The organism is Halomonas shengliensis, assembly GCF_900104135.1.
Lineage (GTDB): Bacteria > Pseudomonadota > Gammaproteobacteria > Pseudomonadales > Halomonadaceae > Halomonas > Halomonas shengliensis.
The window spans coordinates 258,145-277,096 of record NZ_FNIV01000002.1 but is presented as its reverse complement, the minus strand read 5'-3'; the positions used below and the strand labels follow the sequence as shown (position 1 = coordinate 277,096).

Annotated in this window: 14 protein-coding genes; 6 read left to right on the top strand and 8 right to left on the bottom strand. The window is 66.2% G+C overall.

The features are described 5' to 3' along the window. Positions 1-72: 72 nt before the first annotated feature. From BLP95_RS03820 to fliF, 6 genes are read right to left on the bottom strand one after another with little or no spacing between them, the layout of a single operon-like run. Complete coding sequence (locus tag BLP95_RS03820) at positions 73-1,407, bottom strand: flagellar hook-length control protein FliK (protein WP_089677099.1); 1,335 nt, start codon at positions 1,405-1,407, stop codon at positions 73-75. A 19-nt stretch (positions 1,408-1,426) separates the two neighbouring features. Continuing rightward, the gene (gene fliJ, locus BLP95_RS03815; RefSeq protein ID WP_089677098.1) at positions 1,427-1,885 is read right to left on the bottom strand and encodes a flagellar export protein FliJ; all 459 of its coding nucleotides are present in this window, start codon (positions 1,883-1,885) and stop codon (positions 1,427-1,429) included. Then, positions 1,882-3,273: a flagellar protein export ATPase FliI gene (gene fliI, locus BLP95_RS03810; RefSeq protein ID WP_089677097.1), complete on the bottom strand. Its 1,392-nt coding sequence runs from the start codon at positions 3,271-3,273 to the stop codon at positions 1,882-1,884. Before fliI ends, fliJ begins: the two co-directional genes overlap by 4 nt. Then, positions 3,270-4,061, bottom strand: a complete 792-nt coding sequence (gene fliH / locus BLP95_RS03805; protein ID WP_089677096.1) for a flagellar assembly protein FliH — start codon at positions 4,059-4,061, stop codon at positions 3,270-3,272. The genes fliI and fliH overlap by 4 nt, the downstream gene beginning before the upstream one ends. Next, on the bottom strand, positions 4,054-5,058 hold the full coding sequence (gene fliG / locus BLP95_RS03800; protein ID WP_089677095.1) for a flagellar motor switch protein FliG: 1,005 nt from the start codon (positions 5,056-5,058) through the stop codon (positions 4,054-4,056). Before fliG ends, fliH begins: the two co-directional genes overlap by 8 nt. Further along, positions 5,051-6,781, bottom strand: coding sequence for a flagellar basal-body MS-ring/collar protein FliF (gene fliF, locus BLP95_RS03795; RefSeq protein WP_089677094.1), 1,731 nt, complete (start codon positions 6,779-6,781; stop codon positions 5,051-5,053). The genes fliG and fliF overlap by 8 nt, the downstream gene beginning before the upstream one ends. 264 nt (positions 6,782-7,045) lie before the next feature. Here fliF and fliE point away from each other — a divergent pair, with 264 nt between their 5' ends. Further along, a complete protein-coding gene (gene fliE, locus BLP95_RS03790; RefSeq protein ID WP_089677093.1) occupies positions 7,046-7,375 on the top strand; it encodes a flagellar hook-basal body complex protein FliE in 330 nt (109 codons plus the stop codon). Here fliE and BLP95_RS03785 read toward each other — a convergent pair whose 3' ends face one another. Then, positions 7,376-7,744, bottom strand: a complete 369-nt coding sequence (locus BLP95_RS03785) for a flagellar protein FlaG (protein WP_089677092.1) — start codon at positions 7,742-7,744, stop codon at positions 7,376-7,378. 397 nt (positions 7,745-8,141) lie between these two features. On the opposite strand from BLP95_RS03785, the gene BLP95_RS03780 reads away from it, so the two are divergent. Further along, a complete protein-coding gene (locus tag BLP95_RS03780) occupies positions 8,142-9,845 on the top strand; it encodes a methyl-accepting chemotaxis protein (RefSeq protein WP_089677091.1) in 1,704 nt (567 codons plus the stop codon). Positions 9,846-9,912: 67 nt separating this feature from the next. Here the strand turns inward: BLP95_RS03780 and BLP95_RS03775 are convergent, their stop codons facing one another. Next, complete coding sequence (locus BLP95_RS03775) at positions 9,913-11,880, bottom strand: methyl-accepting chemotaxis protein (protein ID WP_245678676.1); 1,968 nt, start codon at positions 11,878-11,880, stop codon at positions 9,913-9,915. 462 nt (positions 11,881-12,342) lie between these two features. On the opposite strand from BLP95_RS03775, the gene BLP95_RS03770 reads away from it, so the two are divergent. From BLP95_RS03770 to BLP95_RS03755, 4 genes are all read left to right on the top strand, one after another. Further along, on the top strand, positions 12,343-13,650 hold the full coding sequence (locus tag BLP95_RS03770) for a sensor domain-containing diguanylate cyclase (RefSeq protein ID WP_089677328.1): 1,308 nt from the start codon (positions 12,343-12,345) through the stop codon (positions 13,648-13,650). After that, complete coding sequence (locus BLP95_RS03765; RefSeq protein ID WP_089677089.1) at positions 13,635-15,362, top strand: putative bifunctional diguanylate cyclase/phosphodiesterase; 1,728 nt, start codon at positions 13,635-13,637, stop codon at positions 15,360-15,362. Before BLP95_RS03770 ends, BLP95_RS03765 begins: the two co-directional genes overlap by 16 nt. Positions 15,363-15,430: 68 nt before the next feature. Further along, on the top strand, positions 15,431-17,137 hold the full coding sequence (locus BLP95_RS03760) for a methyl-accepting chemotaxis protein (protein ID WP_176760220.1): 1,707 nt from the start codon (positions 15,431-15,433) through the stop codon (positions 17,135-17,137). Next, complete coding sequence (locus tag BLP95_RS03755; RefSeq protein ID WP_245678675.1) at positions 17,134-18,933, top strand: bifunctional diguanylate cyclase/phosphodiesterase; 1,800 nt, start codon at positions 17,134-17,136, stop codon at positions 18,931-18,933. The genes BLP95_RS03760 and BLP95_RS03755 overlap by 4 nt, the downstream gene beginning before the upstream one ends. Positions 18,934-18,952 lie beyond the last annotated feature (19 nt).

Here is an 18,952-nt window from a genome sequence, read left to right as displayed (position 1 = left end):
GATCACGGCATGCTGATGAATCGAACAGGCCCGCCTTGCGGGCGCATCTTCAGGGTTTGCGGCGTCGCGACCTCAGGCGTAGAGGTCCACCCGGCCGTCCAGGCGCAGCTCACGCCCCGCGGCGGTATCGGGGAGTCCTTCAAGGTCGGGCTCGCCGCCCTCGATGGCCGCGCCACCCGCCAGCATCGGCGCGTCACCTTCGCCGGCCTCGCGACCGTCGCCGCCGCTGCGTTGCTCGCCCACCGTGGCCTCACCCAGCTCGATGCCCTGCTCGGCGAGTGCCTCGCGCAACTGCGGCAGTGCCTGCTCGAGCACCTGGCGGACCTGGGCGTGGGCCGAGAGGAACTGCGCCTGGGCTCCCTGCTCACCAAGCTTGAGGCTCACCGAGAGGGGGCCCAGCTCGGCCGGGTGCAGCTGCAGCTCGAGGCGTTGCTCGCCGCCACTCTGGCTCATGCGCACCAGCTGCTGGCCGAGCTGCTGGGGCCAGGCCTGGCTGCCCACCGGTGCGCTCAGGCTGGCGGTCGCCGTGGGGGCGCCAGCCTGGCCGGCGGCGGCAGGCATGGCTTTCGCACTCTGGTTAGCGGTCAGCGGAGAAAACCCCTCCAGCAGGCTGGCCCGGCCACCCTCGCCTTGGGAGGGCGGCGTCACGGCGGGGGGCACCTCGGCCTGGCGGGCCAGGGCGTTACCCAGCGCCTCGGCAGTCGTCAGACGAGGCGCCGCGGCGCCATCGGCCTGAGTCTGCGCCTGGCCGGCGCGCTGCATCGCCTCCAGGATGGCGTGCTGCAGTGGCGCCCTCGAGGTCGCCTCGGGGCCGCCCTTGAAGGAGTCGAGCGGTCGGCTGCCATCGCCCTGGCTGAGGGTCGCCATCATGGGCGTGAGGGCAGCCTGTGCGAGCTCGGCCGGGTCGCCCTCGGTCAGCCGACCGGCCTGATCGATCAGCGCGAGGCGCTCGCGCAGGGCAGACCACTCGTCGTCCTCGTTGCCTTCAGCGGCGGTCGCTGGGGCGGTCTCGCTGTCACCGATCCGCGCCTGGAGCTCGGTCGGCAGCAGCGAGGCGGGGCCCTGGCCGCCAGGCTGAAGCAGGGCCTGCAGCTCCTGCAATACCGACTCGGCGTCGCCCTGGGCCATGCCCGTGTCGTCGAGCCACTGCGCGAGCGCCTGCATATCGCCGTGGCCCAGCGCCTGGCGCAGCGACTCCAGGGTGGAAGCGTCGAATGCCGCGGCGCCGTCGGCACGGGCGCCCTGAGCTGAGTTAGCGCCCGGAGCGCTCTTGGCCGCCGTGGCCACCTGCGCCATCTGGGTCAGCTGGTTGGCGAAGGCGCCGCTGCCGCCGGTGGCTTCTCCTCCAGTGCGGGAAGAGGCCTTGGCCGGCGCGGCGGCGAGGGTCATGAGCTGCTGGATATCCATCGGAATCTCTCCTCGGGGCTCAATGCTCGCCCTGCTGGGGGCGGCGGGCCAGACGACTGGTCACCAGGTCGTCGCTGACGTTCTGTTCGCGGCGCTGCTCCTTGCGCTGCTGCTCTCGGGCGCGTCGTTCGGCCAGGGTATCGTAGGAGCTCAGGCGACGCTGTTCCTGTTGCCACTGCTGGCGGGTGCGGTCCACCCGCTGCTCCTGGGCGGCCACGGCACGGCGCGCTCGCTCCAGGGCCTCGTCCAGGGAGGCCAGGAACTGTTGATAGTTGCGCATGGTGGCCGGGTCGATGCCGTCACGCATGGCGGCATTCAGCTTCTCGGCATACTCCTGTCGGTAGCCGCTCAGCGCCGTCAGCTGTTCGGCGACCTGCTGGGCGGTACGCTGCTCGCCGGCCAGCGCCTGGCCGGCCTGATCGCGGGAATCCCGCGCCAGGTCGAGCAGGGTGTCGAGAGGCGTGTGGGATCGGCTCATGCCTGACCTCCGAGCGTACTAGTGAGTGCCTGGCGGGAGGCCGCCATGTCGGCATTCTCGTCGATGTGCTGCTGCAAGAAGGCCTCGAGCTGGGGAAAACGGCGCACGGCCTCGTCGAGCTGGGGGTCGTTGCCGGGATGGTAGGCGCCCACGCTGATCAGGTCACGGTTGCGCTGGTAGCGCGAGAACATGCCCTTGAAGCGCTGCGCCAGGCGCTGCTGCTCGCCGTCGGTGATCGCCGTCATGGCGCGGCTGATGGAGGCCTCGATATCGATCGCCGGGTAGTGGCCCGCCTCCGCCAGTGTGCGCGAGAGCACGATGTGGCCGTCGAGGATCGCCCGGGCCGAGTCGGCGATGGGGTCCTGCTGGTCATCCCCCTCGGTGAGCACCGTATAGAAGGCGGTGATCGAGCCACCGCCCGGGGCGGCGTTGCCGGCGCGCTCCACCAGGCTCGGCAGCTTGGCGAATACCGAGGGTGGGTAGCCCTTGGTGGCGGGGGGCTCGCCGATGGCCAGGGCGATCTCCCGCTGGGCCATGGCGAAACGGGTCAGCGAATCCATGATCAACAGCACGTTCTTGCCCTGGTCGCGGAAGCCCTCGGCCAGGCGGGTGGCATAGGCGGCCCCCTGCAGGCGCTGCAGCGGTGAGGTATCGGCCGGGGCGGCGACCACCACCGAGCGCGCCAGGCCCTCCTCGCCGAGGATGTTGTCGATGAAGTCCTGCACCTCGCGACCCCGCTCGCCGATCAGCCCCACCACGATGACGTCGGCACGGGTATAGCGCGCCATCATGCCCAGCAGCACCGACTTGCCCACGCCGGAGCCGGCGAACAGGCCCATGCGCTGCCCGCGGCCGACACTGAGCAGGGCGTTGATGGCGCGGATGCCGACATCGATCTGCTCGCTGATGGGGGCGCGGGAGAGCGGATTCAGCGGCGGGGTGGCCAGTGGTGCGCGTCGCGCCTCCTGCAGAGGTCCATGGTCATCCAGCGGATTGCCATTGCCGTCCACCACGCGGCCCAGCAGGCTCTCGCCGATGGGGAAGCGGCGCGCCGCGTTCTGGCTGCCCTCGACCAGCGGCAACACCCGGGCCCCGGGGGAGAGGCCGCTGATCTCCGCCAGCGGCATCAGGTAGAGGCGATCGCCGGCGAAGCCCACCACCTCGGCCTCGGCGAAGCGGGCGGGCTCGCCGGGCAGTGAGGGGAGCTCGATGCGACAGGCGTTGCCCAGCGCCACCTGCAGCCCCACCACCTCGATCACCAGGCCGGTCGCCCGTACCACCCGCCCGCTGGGGCGGCAGGGCGGCAGCGGGGCGACACGCTTGCGCACGCCGCGCAGCGCCTGCTGCCAGTGCGCCTGGTGGGGGTTGGTGGCGAGGGCGTCGCTCACGGGCGCTTCTCCTCCTGATCCTTGTCGGTGTTCTCGCTGCTTTCTGTCTTGTCCTTGCTGTTGGCAGGCTGGCGACGGCGCACCTGGGCCTTGACCGCCTGCCAGCGTGTCTCCCAGGTGGCATCCAGCTCGCCGCTGGCGCTGGTGACCCGGCAGCCGCCGCGACTGAGCTGGTCATCGGGCTGCAGCTTCCAGCCGGCGGCGGCGAGCTCCTCGCCGAGGTGCTTGTCGACCAGCTTGTGGTCGAGGGGGTGCAACCATAGGCGCTGCTGGCCCAACAAGGGCGGCTCGGTGTGCAGCAGGGTGCGCACCAGCTCCAGCACCTGGCGCGGACGGCTTTTCAGGGCGTCCCCCGCGAGCTGACGGCCGGTCTCGAGGGCCAGGTCGACGAGATCCTCGGCGATAGTGTCATCCAGAGTGTCCAGCGCTTCACCGAACTGACGCGCCAGCTCGCCCAGCGGGGCCAGTACCTCGCGCTTGCGTGCCTCGAGCTCCTCCTGGGCCTGGCGGCGGCCCTCCTCGAGGCCCTTTTCCAGCCCTTCGGTGTGGCCCTGCTCCAGCCCTTCCCGGTAGCCAGCCTGGCGCCCCTCCTCCATGGCGCGCTCGCGCAGCGCCCTGAGTTCCGCCTGACGCCGCGACTGCTCGCGGCGCTGTGCCTCCGCAGCGGGGTCGACGCTTGCCGCCTCGGCATGGCGCGCGGCGGCGCGCGGGCTGCGCAGCTCGCCCATCTCCCAACGCTGCCAGGGGCCCTGCTGGCCGCCCGGGTCGAAACGGGAGGCGTCAGACATAGGTCTCGTCTCCGCCGCTCAGCACGATCTCGCCGGCGTCGGCCAGGCGTCGCACCACCTGCAGGATGGTCTTCTGCTCGGCCTCCACCTGGGAGACGCGGATCGGTCCGCGCGCCTCCATATCCTCGCGCATGAGGTCCGCCGCGCGCTGGGACATGTTGCGCATGAACTTGTCCATGAGCGCCTCGGGGGCACCCTTGAGCGCCACCACCAGAGAGTTGGTATCGATCTCCTTGAGGATGATCTGGATGCTGCGGTCGTCGAGGTCGATGAGGTTCTCGAACAGGAACATCTCGTCGATGATCTTCTGGGCCAGGTCCTCGCTGTGGGAGCGCACCGTCTCGATGGCCGCCTCTTCCTGATTGGTATTCATCAGGTTGAGGATCTCGGCGGCGGTGCGCGCGCCGCCCATCTTGCTGCGCTTGAGGTTCTGGCCGTCGAGCATGTTGGTCAGCACCTCGGTCAGCTCCTGCAGGGCGGCGGGCTGCACGCCGCTGAAGGTGGCGATGCGCAGCACCACGTCGTTGCGCAGCTTCTCGTCCAGCAGCGCCATGACGTCGGCGGCCTGGTGGCGCTCCAGGTGGATCAGCACCGTGGCGATGATCTGGGGGTGCTCGTCGCGGATCAGCTCGGCGACCATCGACGGCTCCATCAGGTTGAGGGCGTCGATGCCCGACCCGCTGCCACGCGTCTCCAGCACGTCCTCGATCAGGCTGCTAGCGCGATCGCTGCCCAGCGCCTTGGTCAGCACCGAGCGAATATGGTCGCTGGAGTTCAGGTTCAGGGCGATGAACTCCTCGGTCTCGTCGCTGAAGGCCTGTAGCACCTTGCGCATCTCGTCATGGGAGACCTGGTCGAGGTTGGCCATCTCCATGCTGATCTGCTGGATCTCCTGGGGCGATAGGAACTTGAACACCTCCGCCGCGCTGTCCTCGTCCAGGGCCAGCAGCAGGATGGCACTGCGGCGCACGCCGCCCATTTCCTGGAGCCTACTCATTCTTGTTCATCCAGCCGCGTACGATCATGGCCACCATGCGGGGGTCCTCCTGGGCCATCTCACGCAGTTCGTGGAGGTTCTGTTCATACGCCGTGGCCTTGCGGCGCCGGCGCGGCTTGGCGTAGGTGGAGTCAGCATCGTCCTCCTCCTCGCGCTCGTCCTCGCGTTCCTCGTCGTCTCCCACGCGGGCGCTGACCGTGGGCGCCGGCTGCTGCGGCGCGGGGGCCGGCGTCGCCGTCGCCCGCTTGATGAAGGGCCGCAGGATCAGCAGGTAGAGCAGCAGGATCGCCAGGCCGATCAGCAGGTAGCGGCCGGCGCTCAAGGCCAGCTGCTGAATCTCGGGGCGCTGCCACCACTCCAGCGGCTCCGCCTCGCGTTCGTCAACCGCGAAGGGACTGTTGACCAGGGCGATCTCGTCGCCGCGTGCCTCGGAGAAGCCCATGGCCTGGCGCACCAGGCGCTCGAGCTGGGAGAGCTCCTCGTCGCTGAGCGGCACCGCCTGGGACTCACCGTTCTCGTCGGTGGTCTCGCGGTAGTTGATCACCACGGCCGCCGAGAGGCGCTCCACCTCACCGCGGCGGTACTGTACATGGGAGACGGTGCGATCCACCTCATAGTTGACCACATGGTCGCGGTCGAGGCTTGCGTCGGTGCCGGCATTGTCGTTCGCCTCATCATCGGCGTCGGCAGCCGCCTCGCCCTCGGCATCGGCGGGCGCCTCCACCGGGGAGGCGGCGATACCGGGCGGGGTATTGGAGAGGGCGCCGGGAATGCCGCCCGCCAGCTCCTCATCGCCCCGCCAGGTGAGGCGTGACTGGTGGCTGCGCACCGCCGCCTCGTTGGGGGCCTGGTTCGGGCCATAGCGCTCGGCGGTCTCCTCGCGCTGGGCGAAGTCGATGTCGGCGGTCACCTGGGCCTTGACGTTACGCATGCCCAGGATCGGTGCCAGGATCGACTCGATGCGCCGCTGGTAGGAGCGCTCCACCTCGGCGATGTACTCGAGCTGGGTGCCGTCGAGGCCCAGGCCGTTGCCCTCGCTGCGGGTCAGCAGCTTGCCGTTCTGGTCCACCACCGTCACGGCATCGGCGGCCAGGTCCGGCACGCTGCTCGATACCATATGGACGATGGAGCTGACCTGTCCTTCTCCGATGGTGCGCCCGGGCTGCAGGGTCAGCACCACCGAGGCCTTGGCCGGCTCGCGGTCGCGCACGAACACTGAGTCCTTGGCCAGTGCCAGGTGCACGCGGGCCCGTTCCACCGGGCCCAGCGACTCCATGGAGCGCGCCAGCTCGCCCTCGAGGCCGCGCTGGTAGTTGATCTGCTCGGCGAACTGGCTGATGCCGAAGGCCTGGTCCTGCATAAGTTCCAGCCCTACGTTGCCGCCCTGGGGCAGCCCCTGCTCGGCGAGCTGCAGGCGCAGGGTGTGCACCTGCTGGCCGGGCACCAGTAGCGCCTGGCCACCCTGGCTGAAACGGTAGGGCACGCCGCGGCTGTCGAGCTCGCTGATGATGCGGCCGCCGTCGGCCTCGCTGAGGTTGCTGTAGAGCACGCGGTAGTCGGGGCTGCTTGCCCACATCAGCAGGGCCACGACGATGGCCACCGTGGCCGCCCCGGCGATCAGCAGGGCCACCATGGGGTTGCCGCGCAGCCGCTCCAGCGCGCGCGAGACGCCTCCCGCGCCCTGGCGGGGCTGGCTGTCTGTGGCCGAGGCGCCGTTACTCATGCACGCCTCCGGTCGGGGTGGCACCAGAAGTGGTGCGCATCACGACCCATGAAATGGGAAGAGAGGGCATCTGCTGCGTCCATTCATCGCATGGGACCACCCGGGGCTGCGGGCGGTACTGTGGATGGACGCCATTATCCGGGCGGCGGGCAAGCCCAAAGGGGAGAAAAGCCCCGCTTTTGTCGGGCATTTGCCCGCTTGGTCGAATGGAGTGGGCTGGTAGCCTGGCGCTCGACTTCATGAATCCCGCTTGGAGGTGTTGCCATGAGCGCGCCCGCAATCGAATCGGCCCTTTCCCAGATGCAGTCCCTGGCCGTCCAGGCCTCGGGCCAGGCCGGCGCTGGCCAGCAGGTGGACACCCGCGTCGGTGCCGGTGGCTTCGCTGGCGAGCTTCAGGATGCCATCCACCGTATCAACGACCTCAAGCTCAAGGCGGATGACACCGCCCGGGCCTTCCAGGCCGGTGCCCCCGGGGTCGAGCTCAACGACGTGATGCTCGATATGCAGAAGTCGAGCATCGCCAGCGAGATGGGCACCCAGGTACGCAACCGCCTGGTAACCGCCTACAAGGACATCATGAACATGCAGGTGTGATCACGCCTGCTGGTGGATCAACCGCCCGGTCAGCTCCTCCAGCCGTTCCGCCACCCGCAGCACTTCCTCGGCGGGAATCTGTCGGATCACCTCGCCGCTGTCGCGGTCCACGATTCGGGTGATCGGCCGGTTGGCGGCCTCCGACAGCTCGAACTCCAGCCCGAAGGCGCGCATGACTTCGTTGATGCGTGCGATCGGGGCGACCAGTGCCTCCTGGCTGATGGCGTCTCCGCCGGCACTGCCCTGGGCGATGGCGCCGCCCGGGTTGGGTAGCTGCGCCAGCACGCTGTCGAGGCGCTGGTGGGGTGGCAATTCGTGGACGCCCCCGAAGGGCGCAGCGGCGGTGGCATCGGCAAGCGGTGACGTCATCGTGGTACTCCCTTGTTCTTCTCTTGTTCACGCCTGATCGGCGCGGTGTCGCACAAGGATTGCGTCTATTGTATCGGCCGCTGCCGCCGTAACTTGAGCCGGCGCTCTGACTCTCCTTTTTCCCTCCCCTTTGCTCCCCCTACAGTCCCGCTGCCAGATGGTGGTAGCGGGATGTCGCGTGGTGCCTGCCCTCGTTCTCCGTCCTTGTTCTCCATCCTGGGCTTGTGTTGCCCCAGGAGTGTGGGCCGAGCGAAGGGGGACCGTGTGGTATCGAGCACACCTGTACAAGAATTTATTTATTGTACAATTATTATATAAGTCATACGCTGTCCTCGACAGCGGAGGTGCCGCCACCCGGGTAGCCCTCACCGACGTACCGAACAAGGACAATTCCACCATGCGCACGCTTTTCGCCTCCCTGGCTCGCCTGGGCATCCGCGCCCGACTCCTCTCCGGCTTCTCCGCCGTGCTCGCCCTGATGGTGCTGCTGACCGTGGTCGGCATCGATCAGGTCAACCGGATCGACCGCAATCTCACCACCATCAATGACGTCAACGGCGTCAAGCTGCGCCATGCCATCGACTGGCGGGGGAGTGTCCACGATCGCGCCATCCTGCTGCGTGACATGACGCTGGTCACCCAGGCAGCCGAGCTGGATCGGCTGCAGGCGGACTACCGAGCGCTTGCCGACAACTATCGCGCGGCCAGCCAGGGCATGGCCGATTCCCTGGCCGCAAACGCCGCCAGCCAGGACGAGCGACGCCTGCTGGATACCATCGATGCGCAGGCCGGGCGCACCAATGCCCTGGCCGGCGAGATCATCGCCGCCCGTGATCGGGGGGATGTGTCAGGGGCGCGAGAGGTGCTGCTGAGTGCCGCCGGTCCGGCCTTCTTCCAGTGGCTGGATGACATCAATGCCTTCATCGATTACCAGGAGTCGGCGACCGCCAGCGATACCGCGAGCGCTCGGGATACCGCCTCCGGCTTCCAGATGCTGATGTTGGGCCTGTGTTTCGCCGCCCTGGTGATCGGCGGGCTCATCGCCTATCTGCTGTCCCGGCAGTTGCTTCGCGAGCTGGGCGCCGAGCCCCATGAGGTCAAGGCCTTCGCCGAGGCCATCGGCCGTGGCGAGCTCGCCACCGAGGGGCATCTGCGCAAGGGCGATACCCGCAGCATCATGGCGGCCCAGGTGGGCATGGCGCGCCAGCTGCAGGGCATCGTGGCCCAGGTTCGCGCCGCCGCGGAGTCGGTGGCCAGCAACAGCGAACAGATCGCCGCGGGCAACAATGACCTGGCCTCACGCACCGAGCAGCAGGCCAGCGCCCTGACCCAGACGGCCGCGGCGATGGAGGAGCTCAACGGCACCGTCAATCAGAACTCCGACAACGCCGAGCAGGCGAGCCGCGAGGCGGCCAGCGCCAGCGGCACCGCCAGGCAGGGGGGCGAGGCGGTGCACGATATGACCCGCACCATGCGGGAGCTGGACGAGGGCTCCACCGAGATCGCCAGCATCATCTCCACCATCGACAGCATCGCCTTCCAGACCAATATCCTGGCGCTGAACGCCTCGGTGGAGGCCGCCCGCGCCGGTGAGCATGGCCGCGGCTTCGCGGTGGTGGCCTCCGAGGTGCGCAAGCTGGCCCAGAGCAGCGCCGACGCCGCCCGCGAGATAAGCGAGCTGATCCAACGCAATGGCGAGCGGGTCCAGCAGGGCAGCCAGCGCGCCGCCGAGGCCAGCCAGGCCACCGAGGAGATCGTGGCGGCGATCGGGCGCGTCAGCCAGATCATGCAGGAGATCAGCAACGCCAGCGCCGAGCAGCGCGCCGGCGTCCAGGAGGCGGGAAGCGCGGTGGCCGAGATGGATCAGGTGACCCAGCAGAACGCAGGGCTAGTCAAGGAGAGTGCCATCTCCGCGGGGAATCTTCGCCAGCATGCCCAGCAGCTGATGAGCGCCATGGCGGCCTTCCAGCTATCGGATAGCGGGCAGATGTTGAACCGTGCCCTCCATGCCCGGGAACCCGCGGCCGCTCAGGCGCACCGGCCATCTCGCCCGGCGCTTGCCGGCGGTGAGCGCGAGGAACTGGAGTGGGCCAGCTTCTGACCCGTCGCTGACGCCGATGCCCTGCCCCTGGTGTGCCTGGGGCAGGGCATTTCCATGCTTCCGGGTATCAGGCAGGCTCGTGCTGGCGCTGTTGACTCGGCGCCTGCCAGACCATCTCGCCGCCACCCGAGACCGTGAAGCGGCCGACCAGTTTGGCCATGTCGCCGGCCTGGTCGTCCAGAGAGCGGCTTGCCGACGCCACCTGCTCGACGAGGGCGGCGTTCTGCTGGGTGACCTCCTCCAGCTGTGCCACCGCCTGGTTGATCTGTTCGATGCCGGCGGACTGCTCGCCGGTAGCCGCGGACATGTCGCGCACCAGGTCGGCGACTTGTTCCACCTTGCGGGTGATCGCCTCGAGGGTAGTGCTGGTGCCCTGGACCAGGGCCTCGCCCTCGTTGATGCGCGCCACGTTGTTGTCGATCAGGCGGCGAATCTGCTCGGCCTCCTCGGCACTACGGCTTGCCAGCTTGCGTACCTCCTGAGCCACGACCGCGAAGCCGCGGCCATGCTCACCGGCGCGGGCGGCCTCCACCGAGGCGTTCAGTGCCAGCAGGTTGGTCTGGAAGGCGATGTTGTCGATCGCCTCGACGATGGAAGTCACCTCCTGGTTGGCGGCGTGGATCTGCTGCATCGCCTCGCTGGCGCGGCCGGCGACCTGGCTGGCCTCGCTGGCCTGGCCGCTCATCTCCGCGGTCATCGTCTCGGCCTGGCGGGCGTTGTCGGCGGTGTTGCGCACGGTGGCGGTGATCTGCTCCATGCTGGAGGCGGTTTCCACCAGCGAGGCAGACTGCTCCTCGGTGCGCTGGGCCAGGTCCTGGTTGCCCTGGGCGATCTCGCCGCTGGCGACCTCCACGGAGAGGGCGTTGCGCTGGATGTTGCCGACCAGCGACTCGGTTTCCTCGGAGGCATCGTTGAAGGCGGCGTAGAGGCGTGAGAGCTCGTCGCTGCCGGGGACCTCGAGGCGCCGGGTCAGGTCGCCGCCACGCGTCTGGATATCCTTGAGGTTGCGGTAGAGCGGCCCCAGCAGGCTGCGCACGGTGAGCAGCGCCAGCGCGATGCCGAGCACAGCGGTCAGGCCGGCGACGATCAGATAGGCGGTCAGGGCCTGGTTAGCGGAGCGGCGAAGCTCGCTGGCCGAGGCGAGGATCCCGGCCGAGACGTTGTCCTCGAGCCCCTTGAGGGCGTCGATCTTGGCTGTTTGCCAATCGAACCACTGCTGTGGGTCGATGTTGTAGCCACCTGCGACGCCCAGGGTAATGGCCTTTTCACGCAGTGGCGCGACCCTCTGGACGACCTCGCTTTCCAGAATGGTGGTGAGACTCTTGGCCATCTCGGTATTGGCCAGCGCTTCAAAGGAGTCTAGGTGAGCCGCTTCCTTGGCTTGCATCGACAGCAGTTGCTGGTGGGTAGCGGTGCGCATGAGGTTGGTGCTGAAAGCGTTGGCGAGCAAGGCACGTTCAATGCCTGCCAGGTCCTTGGCCTTCAAAAGCATGAAATAGGCTCCCAGTCGACGTGAGATATCGGCGTCATCGGTGAAGTGGGCTGTCTTTCCGACCATGCCGATCAATGTGTCGTTGAGACCGGTGAAGTGGGTCACCGCTTCCTGGGCCTCGACCTCAAGTGCATCAATGCGACGACGTAGTGTGCGGGTCTCTGACAGGCGCACTTCGACATTTTCGACCATGGCTGCCAGCTCGGGGCCAAGCGCGGCGAGATCGAGCTGGGACAGGGTAGCCTGATACGCAGAGAGGGCTTGGTCGGTGGCCGGTCGTTGGCTGCTCAAGCGGTTACCAAACGTCTCGCCGTTGCTGCCGATGTAGCCCGCCGACATGCCACGCTCTCGCTGCAGTTGGTGGACCAGGTTGCCGGCACTCTGGGAGAGACGGGTGAGCTGCTCCAGCTCAGCCATATCGGTCGCGATACGCTGACGCTCGAGGATGCCATTGGCGGCGAACCAGATCATCGCCAGCAGGGGTAGGGCCAGGGCGAGGACGAACTTCCAGCCCATTGGGATTCGATTCAACAGCTTTGACATTCCGGTATCTCCTGACCCTGTGTGGGGCCGACCGATAGTGCGTTTGGATGTTTGGGGCAGGGGAGGTGGCGACCGGTTGTTAGCGTCTGTTGTCGGGATCGTGTGATGCCTGCCTGCCCCGGCTATCGGCAAGGCTGGCTTCGCCTTTAGTCAATCAAGGAAGAGCTGAACCAAGATCTGATCTGCATCAAAACCAGCGTGCATGAAGGGAGAGGAGGCGACTTTAAAACCTAGACAATACTTCTACATGGATATACACTTGATATCGTTATTTCCTGATATAGATCAAGTTAATGTCACTGAAGGCTGTCAGCGCAGAGGCGAAGTGTCTCTCTGCGCTACTCTGTTTCGCCATCCAGGCCCGGTAAAACAACAAGAGGGAGGGAGCATGCCGTTTCATGAGACCACTTGGCGGTACCGCCCTGGGCATCAGCCGTGGTTAGGGAGAACCCTGTGAGTGAGATGCCATCCGTCGAGGAGGCGGTGGAGGACCGCGCCGCCTGCCGATGCACCGACATCACCTCCCTGCGCCAGCGCTTCTACCAGCTCTCCATCGCCGTGGAGCAGAGCCCGGTCGCCATCGCGATCACCGATGTCAGGGGACGCATCGAGTACGTGAACCAGCGCTTCCTGGATGTCACCGGGTACGCCCGCGAAGAGCTTATCGGCAAGACGCCGGCGATCATCCAGTCGGGCGAGACCGCACCGGAGGTCTATCGTCAGCTGTGGCAGACCCTCAACGCCGGAGAGGTGTGGCGCGGTGAGCTCCTCAACCGACGCAAGAACGGCGAGCGCTACTGGGAGGCCGAGGTAATCACTCCAGTGCGCGACGATCGGGGGCAGGTGGTCAACTTCGTGGCGGTCAAGGAGGACATCACCGAGCGCCGCCGGCAGGAGCGCGAGCTCAAATTGCTTGCCACGGCTTTCGAGACTGGCCAGGCGACTCTGATCACCGACGCTGAAATGCGCATCGAGCGCGCTAACCAGGCCTTCACCGATATTACCGGTTATCGTGAGGAGGAAGTGCTGGGCGAAACGCCGAAGATTTTCAAGTCTGGCCGGCACGGTCCTGACTTTTACCAGCGGCTCTGGAATTCCCTGCTCAGCCGTGGGCATTGGCAGGGCGAGATCTGGAATCGCAACAAGTTCGGCGAGATCTATCCGCTGTGGCAGTCGATCACCGCGGTGCGTGACGATCACGGCGAGATCCGCAACTTCGTCGCGGTGTTCCACAACATCACCGAGCGCAAGCGTATGGAGGACGAGCTGGAGCGTCAGGCGACCCGCGATCACCTCACCGGGGCCTTCAACCGCCGCGCCTTCGACGCCGCGCTGCGTCACGCCATCGAGCAGGCGGAACTGGACGACGAGCCGTTCACTCTGCTGCTGTTCGATATCGACCACTTCAAGCAGGTCAACGACCGCCACGGCCATGACGTCGGCGACGCGATCCTCAAGCGTCTCGCCGAGCGGGTGGCGAATACCCTGCGTACCACCGACATCCTGTGTCGCTGGGGTGGTGAGGAGTTCACCATCCTGCTGCCGGATACCCGGCTCAAGGGGGCCAACGTCTTCGCCGAGCGCCTGCGACACCAGATCCAGGAGGCGCGTCTGAATGGTCTGGCAGTGACCATTAGCACTGGTATTGCTCAGTACCGGGCGGGGGATAGTACCGACACCCTGCTGGCGCGGGCCGATGCCGCCCTGTACCGCGCCAAGAAGGCGGGTCGAAACTGCATCGTGGTGGACAGCGAATGCCAGCCAGTCTGATCAAGTCCGCTTTCCATCAGGCCGGGGAGGCAATGTTGATCGCCGATGCCGAGCTCAAGGTGTTGGCTGCGAACACTGCCTTCGCCGAGCTCTCCGGCGTTGAGCCCTCGTGGCTGAAGGGGCGGTGTGTGCGCGAGCTGCTCGACCAGAGCCGTCTGACCACGGACCCCTGGGAGATGCTGCATTCCAGGGACCACGTTAAGGCGGAGTTCACCTATCGCAACCGTATGGGTCGCAGCGCCCCGGCGATCCTCTCTGTGTCGCGGCTGCGTGACGACCGTGGCCAGCCCAGTCACCACCTGGTGGTGCTTTCCGACCTGGCGGCGCTGGCCGCCTCGGGGCGTAAGACCGGCCGTGAGGTGTACTTCGATGCCCTCACCGGGCTGCCCAACCGTGAGCTACTCAGTCAGCTGCTCAACGAGTCGCTGGAGCATGCCAAGCGGCGCGGCGCTCGAGTGGCGCTCGGTGTGCTCGACGTCGACCACTTCAAGTCGATCAACGACCGTCACGGCCAAGACATGGGCGACAGCCTGATCGCGTTGCTGGCTCAGCGCATCAGTCACCTGGTCCATGGTGACGATATCCTGGCGCGTATCGCCGGAGACGAGTTTGCCCTGATCCTCCAGCAGGGGGCCGACGAGGCGGTGCTCTCCCGGTTGCTCGACGCGCTAGCGGCCCCCTTCTTCCTGCGCGGCGAGGCGCTGCAGATCACCGTGAGTCTGGGGGTCACCTTTTTCCCCCAGGACGATGCCGATGGTGATGTGCTGCTGCGCCATGCCACCCAGGCCATGCACCGTGCCAAGCAGCGCGGCCGCAACACCTTCCACGTCTTCGACCCACGTTTCGATCGCGAACTCCAGGCGCGTGAAGCGCAGCGGCGCCGCTTTCGTCAGGCCATCGAGAAGGACGAGCTACGCCTGTATTACCAGCCCCAGGTGGACATGTTCGACGGCCGGGTGATCGGCGTCGAGGCATTGGTTCGCTGGCAGCACCCCGAGGAGGGACTGCTCGCCCCGGGCCACTTCCTGCCCCTGGTGGAGGGCGTGAGCCTCGATACCTTGCTTGGTGAGTGGGTGCTGGAGGCCGCCCTCAAGCAGCTCTCGGTATGGCAGAGCACCGGGGTTACCTTACCGGTGCACGTCAACATCAGCCCTGCCCACCTGCTCTCGGGGCACTTCGTCCAGCGCCTCACCGGCCTGCTCGACCGCTACCCCGAGGTGCCCGCCACCCGGCTCAAGCTCGAGGTGCTCGAGAGTGCCGCCATGGGCGACCTGCAGGCGGCGCTGGCCACCATGCGCGACTGCCAGACCCTGGGGATCGACTTCGCCATCGACGACTTCGGTACCGGCTACTCATCATTGACTCACCTACGCCAGTTGCCTGTCGACCTGATCAAGATCGACCAGAGCTTCGTGCGTGACATGCTCAGCGACCCCGACGACATGGCCATCGTCGAGAGCGTGATCTTCATGGCCAACCGCTTCCGTCGCCCGATGCTGGCCGAGGGGGTGGAGAGCCTCGAGCATGCCCGCGCGCTGCTGGCGCTGGGCTGTGTCCGGGCCCAGGGCTACGGCATTGCCCGGCCCATGCCTGCCGAGTCGCTACCCACCTGGCTCTCCGACTGGCCTCGACGCCGTGATTGGACGGCGTTGGGGTTGGCGATGGATAAGCCAGCCAGATCGACTCGTCGTGGGAATGTCATAAAAGCCTGATATAACCCTTTTGCCTAATGGCCAGCAGGTTATGGCTGGCCACCATCTTGCGACAGGGACATTGGGCCATGCGGCTTCTCGATCGACTCACGGTGCGACTCAGTTGGTTTCTGGTGTTGGCGGCCTTTGCCATGCTCATCCTGGGGATCGGTGCATTGGGCCTTTTCGCCAACCATCAGGGGCAGCAGGCGTTCGATGAACTGCGTCGCTTCCAGGTGACCCAGAACCAGGCGTTGAACCGCGCCTACCTCGAGAGTCTGCGCGCCCAGGTGGCGATGGACCGCGCCGCCCAGCTGTTACGCAGTCCTTCCTTTGACCGGCCTGGGCCGGTGCTCGAGCAGGCCACGATCCACCTCGAGGAGTCGCAGGCCGCCTTCGAGACCTTTCGCGCCATGGCTGTCCCTGAACAAGTGGGTGAGCCACAGGAAGCGAAGCCTCAAGAAAGTGAGGATGTGGCGGTACTGAGCCAGCATTTTCGTACCCTGCTGGATACCGGCTTGGCGTTGCAGCTGATGATGCTCGAAGAGGGCGATGTCACCGGCTATGGCTCCGGGCAGTCTCGAGTCGCTGACTATCGCGATGACTTCATGCAGGCGGCCGATGCCTATTTCGCGCGCAGCGCCGCCGCCGGAGAGGCCCAGGCTCAGGGCTTCGCTACCCTCTCCTCATGGTTAGCGTGGGCCTTGGTGATTGGTCTCTTGCTGGCGCTCGCCAACGTGCTGGTGGTGATCTGGGGCGTCCAGGTCAACGTGCTGCGCCCACTTCGCCGTCTTGCCGGACACTTCCATGCCATGGCAGAGGGCGACCTCGCCAGGCCGATTGTGTTTCGTGCTCGCAACGAGATCGGCCAACTCTTCTCGGAGCTCGATGCCATGCGTCGGGCGTTGGCCGCCACCGTCGAGCGGTTGCGGGCCAGCAGTGACCAGGTGGCCGAGGGTGCCCATGGTATGGCGCGTTCCAGCCAGGAGCTTGCCACACGAACACAGCAGCAGGCGGCATCGCTCTCCGAGACCGCCACGGGACTCGAGCAACTGACGGCGACGGTGGGCACTACTACTGACCATCTTCGCCAGGTGGATGCACTGGCTGTCGCTGCCAGCGACAAGGCGCGTCACGGTAGCCAGGGCGTCCAGGAGCTCACCGACACCCTTGATGAGGTGCGAAGCCGCGCGCAGCGCATCGATGAGATTCTGGGGTTGATGGATGGCATCGCCTTTCAGACCAACATCCTGGCGCTTAACGCCTCGGTGGAGGCGGCGAGGGCCGGTGAAGCTGGACGAGGGTTCTCTGTTGTGGCCAGCGAGGTGCGCGAGCTTGCATCGCGCTCTGCTGATGCTGCCCATGAGATTCGACAGCTAAGTGAGTCTGTTCAGGATAGCGTGAATCGAAGTGGCCGACTCTCGGACAAGGCCTTGTCCGACATGGCGGCGATCATCGAAGCGATCCAGGGCGTCAGTCAGCTGAGTGGCGACGTCGCACTGGCCGCTGATGAGCAACAGCAGGGACTCGAGCAGATCAATCAGGCAGTAGGGCAGATGGAGGATGTCACTCAGCGTAACGCCAGCATGGTGGAGCATGCTTCCGTGACAGCGGCGCTGCTGGAAGAGGAGGCCGGACTCATGCAGGCGTTCGCTGGTCGCTTCGTGCTCAGCGAGGATGTTGCCTGTACCCCGCGCAACACGACCGATGATGCTGAGTCGGTCGCTACCGACGCTTCACAATTGACCCGCGCTGAGGATGAGGAGCGCGAGCCCAAAGAGTCGCTGGCGGCATGACGGTGATGTGGGAGTCCAGCGAGGTGCGCGTCGCTGCGGTTGACCCTCTTGTCGAGGAGCTGGAGCAAGTGTTGGCTGCGGAAAGCCTGGTGCCGCTCTTCCAGCCGATCGTCGATGGTCAGCGGATGGAGATCTTCGGTTACGAGGCGCTGATCCGAGGCCCCTCGGATTCCCCGCTGCATTCCCCCATGACGTTGTTCGATACGGCCGGGAGAGCAGGGCGATTGGTGGAGCTGGATCTCTTGTGCCGACGCCTGGCCATCCAGCGCTTTTCGGCGCTTGGTCTCGACGGCCTGCTATTTCTCAACGTCATGCCATTGTCGCTGGTGCAGGAGGATTTTCGAGAGGGGCTCACCGCCAGCTATCTCGCGCTTGCCGGTCTTTCCTGCGAGCGGGTGGTGATTGAGTTAACAGAGCACACACCGATCCACGACTATCAGGTGATGCGTCAGGCCGTGGATCACTATCGAAGCATGGGATTCCGGGTGGCGATCGACGATCTCGGAGCGGGATATGCCGGTCTACGGCACTGGTCCGAGTTGACCCCCGACTTCGTCAAGATCGATCGGCACTTCGTACAGGATGTCGACCGGGATCCCAACAAACGGCAGTTTCTTGCCTCTCTGTTGGATGTGTCACGGGGCTTGGGCTGTCAGGTCATCGCCGAGGGAATCGAGACTCACGGGGAGCACCGCTGCCTCGATGAGTTGGGAGGTGAGCTGTTGCAGGGATATCGCTTTGCTCGACCGGCCTTGGAGCCACCACGGCGTCTGGATCTGCCAGACGCTGATCAAGCAAGTCACGACACGCAGCCGTCTGCGCGTCAGACCCAGGGGACGTTGCACCTTACCGCAGGCATGCTGAGCCGCCATGAGGCCCCGCTACATCGCAAGGTTCGGGTGCCGGATGCGCTGAGCCGCTTCCGAGAGACACCGGCACTTCGCTGTATCGCGGTGCTGGATGACGAGGGGCGGCCGGTCGGCGTGCTGCGTCAGCCCCATCTGTTGGGGCTCTTCGCCAACCCCTTCAGCCACTCGCTCTACGCGCGGCGCACTCTGGAGGAGGTGATGGACACCCAGATGGTGGTGGTCGAGGAACGCCTTCCACTCGAGCTTCTCAGTGCTCGTGTCACCGAGGCGCCTGAAGGTCTGGCCGAGGACTTTGTCATCGTCGACTCCCTGGGCCGCTATCGAGGGATCGGGCATATCATCGATCTGCTTCGCGAGATCACGGCGCTGCAGGTGCGTAGCGCACGACAGGCCAACCCGCTAAGCGGCCTACCTGGCAACCAGGCGGTCCAGCAGGTGCTGGCGGAATGTCTGGCTGACCAGCGACCTTTCTGTGCCATCTACTGCGACCTGGACAACTTCAAGGCCTATAACGATGCCTATGGCTATGCGGCGGGCGATCAGATGATCCTGGCCTTGGCGCGCTTGCTGAGTGAGCAGGCCGGGGAGGGTGACTTCGTTGGCCACCTGGGAGGTGACGACTTCATGCTGGTGTTGGAAGGCGAGCTGGGTCGCTGTCGGCCGCTCTGCGAGGCGATCCTTGAGCGCTTCGATCGCTTTGTGCCCATGTTTTACACTGAAGCGGATCGTCGGCGCGGCGGCATCGAGGCCAATAACCGTCAAGGGCAGCGAGTGACTTTCCCGCTGATGTCGCTCTCCATGGCGCTGCACCCGGTTAGCCCCGGGGTGAACCGGAGTGCTCTGGACATTTCCAACGTGCTGGCAGAGCTCAAGGCACAGGCCAAGAAGCGAACCGGCAGTACCCTGTTCATTGACCGGCGTCATTGAAGTGTCATGTAGGACGTTG